The following is a 12,720-nucleotide window of genomic DNA, read 5'->3' on the forward strand; positions in this document are numbered from 1 at the left end:
TTTACTAGAATAATAGTAATTGTTTATTATTTAATTTTATTATATTACTACATATTAGGAAGATTCAGTGCGTATACTAGGATTAGAAACTTCATGTGACGATACAGGTGTATCTATTTATGATAATAATTATGGTATATTAGTAAATAAAATTTTTAACCAATCTCAATTCCATAATTATTTTGGAGGAGTAGTTCCAGAATTAGCTGCTAGATATCATATGAATAATATTTCTACATTAATAAAAGAATCATTTAAAGAAATTAATTGTTCTTTAAATTCTATTAATGCCATTGCATACACTGCTGGTCCTGGATTAGCAGGATCATTATTGGTAGGAGCAACAATTGGAACATCATTGGCTTTTTCTTTAAATATACCAACAATTAAAGTACATCATATGGAAGGACATTTATTATCACCTATGTTGAATAACAAGAGTTTAAATTTTCCATTTGTAGCATTATTAATTTCTGGAGGACATACACAATTAGTACATGCAAAAAAATTAGGAGAATATCATTTATTAGGGACTTCTGTTGATATTTCTGTAGGTAATGCATTTGATAAAGTAGCTAAATCATTAGGATTAAAATATCCTGGAGGTCCTGAAATTTCTAATTTATCTAAAAAAGGAAATATTAATCGATTTTATTTTCCTAGACCTATGATAGATAAACCAGGTTTAAATTTTAGTTTTTCAGGTTTACGTACATTTGTAGAAAAAATTGTCAATAATAATAATAGTGATATACAAACTAAATCTGATATTGCATTAGCTTTTGAAGAAGCAGTTTCGGATACTTTAGTCATTAAGTGTCATCGTGCTTTGAAAATAACTCATTTAAATACTTTAGTAATTTCTGGAGGAGTTAGTGCTAATCATAGAATAAAAAGTAGGTTAAAACAATTAATGTTAAAATTAAATGGTAATTTATTTTATCCTAAAATAGAATTTTGTACTGATAACGGAGCTATGATAGCATATGCTGGTTTTTTGAGATTTATTCATTCAAAGAAAAAAAATAATTCTTCTGATTTATGTATATCTGTATTTCCAAAATGGTCATTATCTGATATATCTGTATACAATAAATAATTATTATAAATATGAATAGAATTTTAAATTTTATTATTCATATTCAGTAAAATATTTTATAAAAATTATATTATAATAATAACTATATTAAAATAAAAAAATATGTTTACTTTGTTTAATTTAAATAATTAATTATTGTATATAACGATTATTGATAAGATATTGAATTAAATCCTGAATTGTTAACACTGTCATATTATTTATTTTTGAAAATGTAATTATTTCATTGATCTTAGACATAGATCCATCTTTATTAATTAGTTCACATAGTACTCCTGTTGGTTTAAAACCAGCCAATAGAATTAATTCTATAGTAGCTTCAGTATGACCTGATCTAGCTAAAATTCCTTTAGAATGTGCACATAATGGAAAAACATGACCTGGTTTATTTAAATCGCTAGGTTTAGCTTGATCGGCTATTGCTGTTCGTATCGTGGTAATTCGATCTGCTGCAGATACTCCAGTTGACACTCCTTTTGAAGCTTCAATGGTAATAGTAAAAGGAGTATTATATCTACTAGTATTATTTTTTACCATCATTGGTAATGCTAATTGTTTTCTTCTTGATTCTGTAATACATAAACAAACAATTCCACTACCATATCTAATTGTTAAAGCCATTTGTTCTATTGTCATAGTTTCTGCAGGGAAAATCAAGTCTCCTTCATTTTCTCTTGTTTCTTCATCTAGTAAAATTACTCCTTTTCCTTTTTTGAGTTCTTTTATTGCGTTTTTTACACGTATTTCGGATGTACTACCAAAAGTAGATAATAGATGTGTTCTCATTGCATTCCTAATTATATTATTTATAGTTTGTAGTTAATATTTATCACTACTTAAAACAATAAAATATATGATGTTTTAGATATATCTAAGATTTATTCATAATACTTATATTATATATACTTATTTTTAATTATAACAATTTTTTACATAAATCAAAGAAAAAATATTACATGATTATAAATATGATTTTTTATAATTTATTTATATATATTTATATATTTATTTTATTTAATTTACATTATTAATTATAATATATTTTGATTTAAATATAGAATTTTATATTTATTTTTTTAATAAACATTTTATTTTTTTTTATTAAATGTTTTAATTAATAATATAAATTATAATTTTTTTTTAGTTGTTTTAAATGTTTTTATTAAGTATTACATTAATATATATTATTTTAAAATAAATAATAGATGAATTAGACTATAATTTGTAACAATTTTATTTTGATCAATATATTATTGCAAGAGTATTAGAAAAAATGAAATATAATAAAATATAAAAATCATTAAACATTTAGTTTAATAATTATTTTTACTAATTATGTATATTGATAGGAAATTCTATTTGTGAAAATATATTTAGTTGGAGGAGCTGTTCGTGATAGTTTGTTAAATTTACCAATAAAAGATAAAGATTGGGTTGTTGTTGGTGCTACTATAGAAATGTTATTAAAAAATAATTTTCAGCAAGTAGGAAAAGGATTTCCTGTATTTTTACATCCTGTTAGTCATGAAGAGTATGCTTTAGCTAGAACAGAGTATAAATTAGGACATGGATATTATGGTTTCAAAACAAATTTTTCTCCAGAAGTTACTTTAGAAGATGATTTAATGCGTAGAGATTTAACTATTAATGCAATTGCTCAAACTAATTCAGGAAAATTAATTGATCCTTATTGTGGTCAAGTAGATTTAAAAAATCGAATTTTAAGACATGTATCACCGTCTTTTGTTGATGATCCTTTAAGAGTTCTTAGAGTGGCCAGATTTGCTGCTACTTTTTCATATTTAGGTTTTTCAATTGCAACAGAAACATTATTAATCATGAAATCTATAGTAAAAAGTAAAGAATTATTGTATTTAAAATCAGAAAGAATTTGGAAAGAAACAGAAAAAGCTTTTGTTAGTAATCATCCTCATGTATATTTTCAAATTTTGCATGCATGTAATGCATTAATTCTTTTATTTCCTGAAATAAATAGATTATTTAATATAGATAGTACATTTTATTATTTTTATAATATGTGGAATAAAAATATACATTTATTAAAATATTTAGCTTATGTATCTAAAAAAACAAAAGAAATAGATGTTCGTTTAGCTTGTTTATTTCAATTATTAAAAATAAAATCTAATTTTATAACTAATGTAAATATTGATCAAGAAAAACAAGATTATTATTGCTATTTATTTTTACAAAACTTTTTTGTACGATTTAATATACCTATTTATATTCGTGATTTATCAATATTAATTATTAAATATCATAATTTTATAAATAATATTTTTTATGCTAAATCTTATGATATTGTGATTTTTTTAGGTAAAATAGATGCTTGGCGTAAACCTAAAAGAATTAAAAAAATAGAGTTATTAAGTAACTTATATTATAAATTATTTCAATTTCAATATAATAAAAGTGTTTTACCAGGAAAATTTTTAAGTATTGCATATTCAATTACATCTACTGTTACTGCTAAATTTATTTTACATTTAGGTTTTAAAGGTATAGAAATAAGTAAAGAACTAGTACGTTTAAGATCTATGAGATTAGATATGTATAGAAAAAATATAGTATATTATAGATAATATTTTAATAAAAATACTAAATCTTATTTTATAACTTTAAGCAGTTAAATGATTATATAGTTCGTTTAACTGCTTAAAATTCTATTATTTTTTTATATACATTATAATAGTTGTTCCAGCAATAACAGTTCCTTTCATTTTTTTTATTTCTGTAATATCTTCCATATTAGATATAATGATAGGTGTGATGGTAGATTTAGCATTTTTTTCTAAGAAAGGAAGATTATATTTTAAAATTAAATCTCCTTGTTTTACTTTTTGTCCTTCTTCAGCTATTTGAGTAAATCCCTCTCCTTTTAATTTAACAGTATCTATCCCAAAATGTACAAACATTTGTAAATCTTGATTTTCAGATTCAATAGAAAAAGCATGTTTACTTGAAAAAATCTTTCCAATAATTCCATTAATTGGTGCTAAAATTTGATCACCTGATGGTTTAATAGCTATTCCATCTCCAGCAATTTTTTCAGAAAAAACAGTGTCTGGAACAGTTTCAATATCAATAATTTGTCCTGATATTGGTGCAATAATTTCTAGCATTTTTGTTTTTGTAGGTTTTTTATTACCGAATAAATTAGCAAATAATCCCATATTTTTTCTCCTAACTATATTTTTAATAAATGATACATATTTAGTGAATATTATTTGCAGTAAATTGATGAGTTAAATTAATAATTTCTTCTGAGGTAGATAAAGATAATACTTTATTTGCTAATTTTACAGCTGTTTTATATGTAATACTTCTGATTATTTTTTTTACGATAGGTATAGAAGAGGGACTCATACTAAATTCATCTAGTCCCATTCCTAATAAAATTACAGTTGCATTAGGATCACCTGCTAATTCACCACACATACCAGTCCATTTTCCAACTGCATGAGAAGAATCAATGACCATTTTAATTAATTTTAAAACAGATGGACTCATAGGATTATATAATTTTGAAATTAATTTATTTCCTCGATCAACAGCTAATGTATATTGTGTTAAATCATTAGTTCCAATACTAAAAAAATCTACTTCTTTTGCTAAGAAATTAGATATTATTGCAGAAGCTGGTGTTTCAATCATAATTCCGATTTCTATATTATTATCGAATGGTATATTTTTTATAAATAATTGTTTTTTAATTATGTTTAATTCTTTTTTTAAAATACGAATTTCTTCTATTGAAATAATCATTGGAAATAAAATTTTTAATTTTCCAAAAGATGAAGCTCGAAGAATAGCTTTTAGTTGTGTATGTAATATTTCTCGTTTATCCATTAATATTCGAATTGCTCTCCATCCTAAAAATGGGTTTTCTTCTTTAGGAAAATTCATATATGGTAAATTTTTATCTCCTCCAATATCCATAGTTCTAATTATAACTGATTTATTTTTCATTGCTTCTGCGATATTTTTATATGCTATAAATTGTTCTTCTTCATCAGGTAATGAGTTACGTTCCATAAATAAAAATTCTGTTCTGTAAAGTCCAATAGATTCTGAGCCATATTTTTTAACTTTAGTAATATCACGAATGTCTCCAATATTGGCACTAATTTCTATTCTATGTCCATCTAAGCTGATTGCAGGTAACAATTTTATTTTTTTTAATTTGTTTTTATTTTGTAAATATACATTTTTTATTTGATTGAACTGTGATTTCTCTTTGTTCGATGGATTGATAATTATTTTATTATTAATTGCATCTAAAATAACGTAATCACCATTTTTTACCATGTGAGTAGCATTACCTGTTCCTACTATAGCTGGCAATTCTAATGAACGAGCCATAATAGAAGTATGTGATGTTTTTCCTCCTAAATCGGTAATAAATCCAAGTATATTAGTTAAATTTATTTGTGCTGTTTCAGAAGGAGTTAAATCAGTTGCAACTAAAATAACTGGTTCAGAAATTTTTTCTAAATCAATGTTATGTATTTGTAACAAATTGTGTAGTAAATGATTGCCGACATCACGAATATCGATGGCTCGATTACTTAAATATTCGTTGTCTAATTTTTCTATTGTTTCAGCTTGTTGTTCAATTATATTTTTAATGGCAGCATCTGCAGTTTTTTTCTGTGTTTTAATTAAATTAATAACTTCTTTTTCAAATTCTTCATCTTCTAATAATATTATATATCCTTCAAATATATCTGATTTTTCTTTTCCTAATTTTTTTTTTGTATTTTTTTGTATTTTTTCAAACTTTTTTATGGTAGTTTGTTTTGCTTCAAAAAATTTTTGAATTTCAAGATTAATTAAATCTTGAGAAATATGATTTTGATTAATGATAATTTTTTTTTCTATTAGTAAAAAAACTTTACCAAATGCAATACCTGGTGATGCTAAAATCCCTGAAATCATAACATTACCTATAATGTAACAACGATGAATTTAAAATGATAAAAAATATTAATTTAATATAATAGTTGTATATATATAAATAATTTAATTAAATTAATTAATTATTTTTTTTTTAATACTTATTTAAACTGTTATTCTAATATTAATAATAACTTTTCTAAATTGTTCACAGCTAATTGTTCATCTTCTCCTTCTGCAGATAAAATAATTTCAGTTCCTTTTGTTAATCCTAAAGTTTGTAATTTAAATAAGCTTTTAGCATTAACTATTTTCCCATTAGCTTGTATACTAATTTCTGAATTAAAATTTTTTGCTGCTTTTACTAATTTTGCTGCTGGACGAGTATGCAGTCCATGAGGCAATAAAATTTTTATTGTTTTTTGAAACATTGTTTGTTCCTTATTGCATAGTAATTATCTTATAAATTATGAATTATTCAAATAATAAATATTAAAAAAAAATAATATAATTAAAATATTTTTTTGTATGTATTCTTTTATGTAATACTAATTAAATATTTAATTAGATATGTGTCTTAAAAAATATTATATATTTTTAATTATAATTTTTATATACTGTTATTTTTATGGTTGATATTATTAAATAAATTTGAAAATAAACTAGTACTTAAATATCTTTCTCCAGAAGATGGAAGAATGACTACTATTTTTTTGTTTACAAGATGTATGTTTTGTTGTTGTATTTTTAATGCAGCAGCTACAGCAGCTCCAGAAGATATTCCAACCAAAATTCCTTCTTCTTTCATTATTTTTTGTGCAGTAACAATAGCTTCTTCACTAGAAATACAAATCACTTGATCTATTAATGAAACATCTAAATTGTTAGGTATGAATCCTGCGCCAATTCCTTGAATTTTATGTGGACCAGGATTAATTTTTTGACCAGATAATGTTTGTGTAATTACTGGAGATTCACTGGGTTCTACTGCTATACTGATTAGTTTTTTATGTTTTTTAGTGTTTTTTAAATATCTTGTTACACCTGTAAATGTTCCTCCTGTTCCAATAGCAGAAATAAAGATATCAATATTACCATTTGTATCTCTCCATATTTCTGGACCTGTAGTTTTTTCATGTATTTCTGGATTTGCTGGATTATTAAATTGCTGTAATAAAAGATATTTTTTATTATTTTTTAGAGCAATTTTTTCTGCTAGTTCTATTGCTCCTTTCATGCCTTGAGCACTGTCTGTTAATTCTAATTTAGCACCAAGAGCAATTAGTAATTTTTGTCTTTCTATAGACATATTTTCTGGCATGATTAATGTAATTTTATAATTTCTAGCAGCAGCTACAAATGCTAATGCAATTCCTGTATTACCACTAGTTGGTTCAATTAATTCCATATTTTTTTTTAGTAATCCTTTTTTTTCAGCATTCCAAATCATATTTGAACCAATTCTACATTTTACACTAAAACTAGGATTTTGAGATTCTATTTTTGCTAAAATATTTCCATTTCCAATTTTATTAAGTTGTACTAATGGAGTATTTCCAATTGTATAGGAATTATCTTTATATATTTGGTTCATTTTTTTTTCCAGTGATTATAACATAGTATTTTTTATGCTAATTTGATTAATTTAAAAATTATTAATATTCATACTAGTAGTAATTTACAGTAATTATATAATTAGATTTTTTTATAAAGTGATTTCCATATGTGTTGTATATATAAAAAATTTACAATTAGAATATCATATATATGAGATAAAATTATTAATTACATTATTTTTCTTACAAATTAATGATATTTAATTTATGTAGGAGTAAATCGCATAATAAAATACAAAAATTATCTGTATTATAAATAAGTAATAAATTATTTTTGTTATATAAAATAAAAAGTTATAAATTTATGTAATTAATATATATATGTATATATATTATATAAAAATCAATAAATTATATTTATTAACTGTTTAATCTATAATTAAATTTATATAATTTTTTTTTTATATTTTGTTATATATGAAATATATATTGATTTAATTAAATATATTTGAATATATATAAATCAAAATCAACGAATCAGGGCTTTTTTATGTATTTTTTTACAATAATTAATAATTTTGTAAGATAATTTTTATTGTATATATAAATATAATTTTTTTTTATGGATTTGTGATATAGAATGACAAATTAATAATATAATAAAAATATTTTAAAAACATTATTTATTTGTAAATATACTATATTATAATAAATTTAATTATATATTTTGTATATTCAGATATATTTATTATTTTTTTTTAATTTAGTATTATATAATTATCATTAATTTTCAATTTATAATAAAAATATTGAATGTATAACAATCAATTTAAAATTAAAGAATTAAGAAAAATCATTTTGTATCATAATTATTTATATTATACTTTAAATGATCCAATAATTTCTGATAATGAATATGACATTTTAATACAAAAGTTATATCTATTAGAAAAGAAATATAAAAGATTAAAAGATCATGATTCTCCTACAAATATTATTGGTTCAAATTTGAATACACATTTAGGTACTAAAAAACATTTATCACCTATGTTATCATTAAATAATATTAGTAATATTAATCAATTTTTAGATTTTGAAACATATATTAAATCTAAATTGTTATTAGAAGATGATATTATTTTTTGTTGTGAATTAAAATTAGATGGTGTGGCTGTTAATTTAATATATAAAGATGGTATGTTATTAGAAGCAATTACTAGAGGAGATGGTTTTATTGGAGAAAATGTAACGGATAATATTAAAAATATTAAATCTATACCAATTGTTTTAAATGGGATAGACATTCCGGATGTTTTAGAAGTGCGAGGTGAAGTAATCATGCTTCATCAAGACTTTGTTCAATTAAATCAATATGCTAAAATTACAGGAACTAAATTATTTTCTAATCCTAGAAATGCTGCAGCTGGATCTTTGAGACAAAAAAATGCGGAAATTACTAAGCAAAGAAAATTAATATTTTTTTGTCATGGAGTTGGTTTTTTTAGTAAATCATCATGGAAATTTAGCAGTCATTTTAATGTGTTAGAAATATTTAAAAGTTGGGGGTTACCTGTTCATCATTCAATTTGTTTATGTAAAAATCATGATGAAGTAATATCTTTTTTCCGTATGATGGAATCAACTCGATCATCTTTAAATTTTGATATTGATGGTATAGTAGTGAAATTAGATTCATTAATATTACAAAAAAAATTAGGTAATATTTCTAGAGCTCCTAGATGGGCTATTGCATGTAAATTCGTTTCTAAATTGAGTCAAACAAAGGTATTAGATATACATTTTCAAGTAGGAAGAACAGGAGTAATTACTCCTATATTACAATTATCTCCTATTAAATTAGGTGGTGTAATAGTAAAAAGAGTTTCATTATATAACAAGTATGAAATGGAAAAAGTTGGAATTTGTATAGGAGATATTGTAACGATCACTAGATCCGGTGATGTTATACCAAAATTAGTTTCAATAGATTTGTTAAATAGAGAAAAAAATAAACTAAAATTAATAATATTTCCTACGCATTGTCCTATATGTAATTCATTCATACAACAAAATAATGGTATAGCTCGTTGTATGGAGGATTGGAATTGTATAGAACAAAGAAAAAAAAAAATAATTCATTTTTTTTCTAAGAAAGCTTTGTATATCAATGGTTTAGGATCTAGTTTAATCAATCAATTAGTAGATAATAATTATATTTTCAGTCCAATTGATATATTTAATTTACATAACTTTCATTTTTCTAGTTTACATAAAGTAGGTGAAAAATTAACTAAAAAAATTTTAGATAATATTTTTTCATCTAAAAATACAACTTTATCTCGTTTTATATATGCATTAGGTATTTGTGATATTGGTATTAACACTGCTAAAATATTAGCTAAAGAATTGAAAAATATAGACAATTTTGTTAATGTAAGAATATCAGAATTATTAGTTATTGATCATATAGGAAAAGAAGTGGCTAATAATGTGTTTAACTTTGTTCAAAATTTAGATAACAGAATAATGATTAATAGACTGAGTAATATTTATATAATCAATGATATTTAATAAGAATAATTCAATTTATTTTATAATATAGTTTGGGTTGTGCAGGATTTGAACCTGCGACCAATTGATTAAAAGTCAACTGCTCTACCAACTGAGCTAACAACCCTAAATATTTTATTGGTAGGTGATGACGGATTTGAACCGCCGACATCCTCCGTGTAAAGGAGGCGCTCTGCCAACTGAGCTAATCACCTTTATATATGTATAATAATAAAAATTTATTTGATTTATTTTAGATAAATATTGATATATAAATCGTATAAATTTTATTATATCATTATTTAATTAAAAATCAAATGGTTATTTATATATAATTTTTATATTATGTATTTTAATAATTTATTAATTAAGATAAAATATGACAATTAGAACTCGATTCTCACCTAGTCCAACAGGTAATTTACATATTGGAAGTATACGTACTGCTTTATATTCCTGGCTATTTGCAAAACGTTTTAATGGAACGTTTATTTTACGTATAGAAGACACTGATCTGAAACGATCTACTATGAATTCCACACAATCCATTATTCATGGATTACAATGGTTAGGTTTAAATTGGGACGAGGGTCCTTATTTTCAAAGTAAAAGATTGAATCGTTATCAACAAATTATTGATTTTATGTTAAATAATGATATAGCATATAAATGTTATTGCTCTATAGATCGATTAACATATTTAAGAAAAATACAATTAAATCAAGGGTTAAAACCAAGATATGACGGTTATTGTCGTAACTTAAAAAAAAAATATATTCCAGATATCCCATATGTTGTTAGATTTTGTAATCCTATAACAGGAAAAATTAGTTTTAATGATCAAATTAGAGGTAATATTACATATAATAATGAAGAATTAGATGATTTAATTATTCAACGTAGTAATGGTATTCCTACTTATAATTTTGCTGTAGTTATTGATGATAGTGATATGAACATTACACATGTTATTAGAGGAGAAGATCATATTAGTAATACTCCTAGGCAAATTAATATTTTAAAAGCGTTAGGTAAAAAAGTACCAACATATGCTCATGTTTCAATGATTTTAAATACTAATCGAGAAAAGTTATCTAAAAGAGATATTAAAGTTAATGATATTTTAGAATTTAAATCTTTAGGTTATCTTCCAGAAGCTATTATAAATTATTTAGTAAGATTAGGTTGGTCTCATGGTAATCAAGAAATATTTAGTATAGATGAGCTTAAACAATTATTTTCATTAGATAAAATTAATAAATCATCTAGTATTTTTAATATTAAAAAATTATTGTGGTTAAATAATTATTATATTAATAAATTATCTAAAAATTATATTAGTAATTTACTGTCTGATTATTTTAATAAAGAACATTTAAATGTAAAATTAGGTCTGAATATTATTGATTTAATAAATATTATGGGTCCGAGATGTAATACTTTAAAGGAAATTGTAGATGAATCAAAATATTTTTATATAGAAGATATTGATTATGATTTTTCTCAAATTAAACCGTATTTATTTAATAATTCTATTTTTATTCTGAAAGTGATACAAAAAAAATTTGAATCAACAATAAATTGGAATATAAAAAATTTATTAGAAGTAATTAAATCATGTGTAACTGAATTACAAGTACCATTTCATCAGGTCGGTGTGCTTATTCGTTTTGCAATTACTGGGAAAATTAGTACTCCTGGTATAAATTTTGTTTTATATTATCTTGGGAAAAATAAGTCATTACTTCGTATTCGTACTTTTTTATCTAAAATTTCAGATTATTCAATATGAATATGAATATTATAAATATTACGTATAGTATATATATCAGTTAATATTTTTTTAAAAAATTGTAAAAAACAATGTGAATATGGGGTTGTAGCTTATTATGGAAAAGCGTTTGCATGGCATGCAAAAGATTAGTGGTTCGAATCCGCTCAACTCCAAATATATATAATATAAAATAGAATTGTGGTTTTTGATTTGTTAATTGTATATGAATATATATTATTTATAGTAAAAAATGTTATTGATAGAATTGATATATTAAATTTTTATATTACGTATGTTTGAATATATAATTCACCGATCTTTAAAAAAGATCAGTGAATTACATATATAAACAATGAATTATGACTGCATATTATACTTGTATTTTATGCTTGCATATTCATAATATCTTGATAAGCAGCTACTAATTTATTTCTCATTTTAACAGCTAATTGAATTGTTAATGAAGATTTATCTATATCAAGCATAAGTTTATGTAATGATCCTTCTCTTTCTCCTAGTACAACATCTTCAGCATTATTTTGAGATTTATCTTGTAATTCTACCATTTTTTCGAATTCTGATTTAAATTTATAAGGAATATCAACTGATGTAAGACTAGTATTATTTTTATTTATTGAATTATTTAAATTTGTTTGAGTTAATTCAGTTCCTGTTTTTAAACCTTCAATTAACATAGTTTCCTCTGATTGTTGATAGTTAATATTAATTATTAGATCATATAGTAAGATACTTGTACATAAAAAATTTTTATTAGTAAAAAATATATATATATTTTATTTTAATAAAATTTTGTAAAATAAATA

At 22.8% G+C, this 12,720-nt stretch carries 10 protein-coding genes and 3 tRNA genes; 5 read left to right on the forward strand and 8 right to left on the reverse strand.

What is annotated here, in order from left to right; translation table 11 throughout:
- The first annotated feature begins 67 nt into the window (after window positions 1–67).
- On the forward strand, window positions 68–1,099 hold the full coding sequence (gene tsaD / locus AB4W75_RS00250; protein ID WP_367679468.1) for a tRNA (adenosine(37)-N6)-threonylcarbamoyltransferase complex transferase subunit TsaD: 1,032 nt from the start codon (window positions 68–70) through the stop codon (window positions 1,097–1,099).
- A 132-nt stretch (window positions 1,100–1,231) separates the two neighbouring features.
- On the opposite strand, the gene ribB is transcribed toward tsaD, so the two are convergent.
- The gene (ribB, locus tag AB4W75_RS00255) at window positions 1,232–1,885 is read right to left on the reverse strand and encodes a 3,4-dihydroxy-2-butanone-4-phosphate synthase (protein WP_367679469.1); all 654 of its coding nucleotides are present in this window, start codon (window positions 1,883–1,885) and stop codon (window positions 1,232–1,234) included.
- Window positions 1,886–2,460: 575 nt separating this feature from the next.
- On the opposite strand from ribB, the gene AB4W75_RS00260 reads away from it, so the two are divergent.
- Window positions 2,461–3,702 carry a tRNA CCA-pyrophosphorylase gene (locus AB4W75_RS00260; protein ID WP_367679470.1) on the forward strand — a complete coding sequence of 414 codons (1,242 nt, stop codon included), beginning with the start codon at window positions 2,461–2,463 and terminating at the stop codon, window positions 3,700–3,702.
- 84 nt (window positions 3,703–3,786) lie between these two features.
- Here AB4W75_RS00260 and crr read toward each other — a convergent pair whose 3' ends face one another.
- The 4 genes from crr to cysK form a co-directional block, all read right to left on the reverse strand.
- Window positions 3,787–4,293 carry a PTS glucose transporter subunit IIA gene (crr, locus tag AB4W75_RS00265; RefSeq protein ID WP_367679471.1) on the reverse strand — a complete coding sequence of 169 codons (507 nt, stop codon included), beginning with the start codon at window positions 4,291–4,293 and terminating at the stop codon, window positions 3,787–3,789.
- A 40-nt stretch (window positions 4,294–4,333) separates the two neighbouring features.
- A complete protein-coding gene (ptsI, locus tag AB4W75_RS00270) occupies window positions 4,334–6,058 on the reverse strand; it encodes a phosphoenolpyruvate-protein phosphotransferase PtsI (protein ID WP_367679472.1) in 1,725 nt (574 codons plus the stop codon).
- Window positions 6,059–6,189: 131 nt separating this feature from the next.
- Complete coding sequence (locus AB4W75_RS00275; protein WP_367679473.1) at window positions 6,190–6,447, reverse strand: HPr family phosphocarrier protein; 258 nt, start codon at window positions 6,445–6,447, stop codon at window positions 6,190–6,192.
- A gap of 179 nt (window positions 6,448–6,626) precedes the next feature.
- Entirely contained in the window at window positions 6,627–7,610 is a 984-nt protein-coding gene (gene cysK, locus AB4W75_RS00280) for a cysteine synthase A (protein WP_367679474.1), read from the reverse strand.
- A gap of 775 nt (window positions 7,611–8,385) precedes the next feature.
- Between cysK and ligA the strand changes: the two genes are divergently transcribed.
- Entirely contained in the window at window positions 8,386–10,143 is a 1,758-nt protein-coding gene (gene ligA, locus AB4W75_RS00285; RefSeq protein ID WP_367679475.1) for an NAD-dependent DNA ligase LigA, read from the forward strand.
- 33 nt (window positions 10,144–10,176) lie between these two features.
- Here ligA and AB4W75_RS00290 read toward each other — a convergent pair.
- Both AB4W75_RS00290 and AB4W75_RS00295 read right to left on the reverse strand, forming a co-directional pair.
- A tRNA-Lys gene (locus AB4W75_RS00290) sits at window positions 10,177–10,249 on the reverse strand.
- A 12-nt stretch (window positions 10,250–10,261) separates the two neighbouring features.
- A tRNA-Val gene (locus tag AB4W75_RS00295) sits at window positions 10,262–10,337 on the reverse strand.
- 164 nt (window positions 10,338–10,501) lie between these two features.
- Here AB4W75_RS00295 and gltX point away from each other — a divergent pair.
- Together gltX and AB4W75_RS00305 are read left to right on the forward strand one after the other, a co-directional pair.
- Window positions 10,502–11,914 (forward strand): glutamate--tRNA ligase, encoded by a 1,413-nt coding sequence (gene gltX, locus AB4W75_RS00300; protein WP_367679476.1) that lies wholly within the window; start codon window positions 10,502–10,504, stop codon window positions 11,912–11,914.
- Window positions 11,915–11,995: 81 nt separating this feature from the next.
- Window positions 11,996–12,069, forward strand: a tRNA-Ala gene (locus AB4W75_RS00305).
- Window positions 12,070–12,279: 210 nt separating this feature from the next.
- Here AB4W75_RS00305 and fliE read toward each other — a convergent pair.
- Window positions 12,280–12,591, reverse strand: a complete 312-nt coding sequence (gene fliE, locus AB4W75_RS00310) for a flagellar hook-basal body complex protein FliE (protein ID WP_367679477.1) — start codon at window positions 12,589–12,591, stop codon at window positions 12,280–12,282.
- Window positions 12,592–12,720: the final 129 nt, after the last annotated feature.

Origin of the sequence: Buchnera aphidicola (Eriosoma lanigerum), from assembly GCF_964059125.1 — a bacterium.
Taxonomy (GTDB): Bacteria; Pseudomonadota; Gammaproteobacteria; order Enterobacterales; family Enterobacteriaceae; genus Buchnera_D; species Buchnera_D aphidicola_C.

Excerpts from the sequence above, each read along its gene's own strand:
- cysK (WP_367679474.1), bottom strand. The coding sequence starts at position 7,610 with ATGAACCAAATATATAAAGATAATTCCTATACAATTGGAAATACTCCA.
- ribB (WP_367679469.1), bottom strand. The coding sequence starts at position 1,885 with ATGAGAACACATCTATTATCTACTTTTGGTAGTACATCCGAAATACGT.
- gltX (WP_367679476.1), top strand. The coding sequence starts at position 10,502 with ATGACAATTAGAACTCGATTCTCACCTAGTCCAACAGGTAATTTACAT.
- fliE (WP_367679477.1), bottom strand. The coding sequence starts at position 12,591 with ATGTTAATTGAAGGTTTAAAAACAGGAACTGAATTAACTCAAACAAAT.
- AB4W75_RS00275 (WP_367679473.1), bottom strand. The coding sequence starts at position 6,447 with ATGTTTCAAAAAACAATAAAAATTTTATTGCCTCATGGACTGCATACT.
- ligA (WP_367679475.1), top strand. The coding sequence starts at position 8,386 with ATGTATAACAATCAATTTAAAATTAAAGAATTAAGAAAAATCATTTTG.
- crr (WP_367679471.1), bottom strand. The coding sequence starts at position 4,293 with ATGGGATTATTTGCTAATTTATTCGGTAATAAAAAACCTACAAAAACA.
- ptsI (WP_367679472.1), bottom strand. The coding sequence starts at position 6,058 with ATGATTTCAGGGATTTTAGCATCACCAGGTATTGCATTTGGTAAAGTT.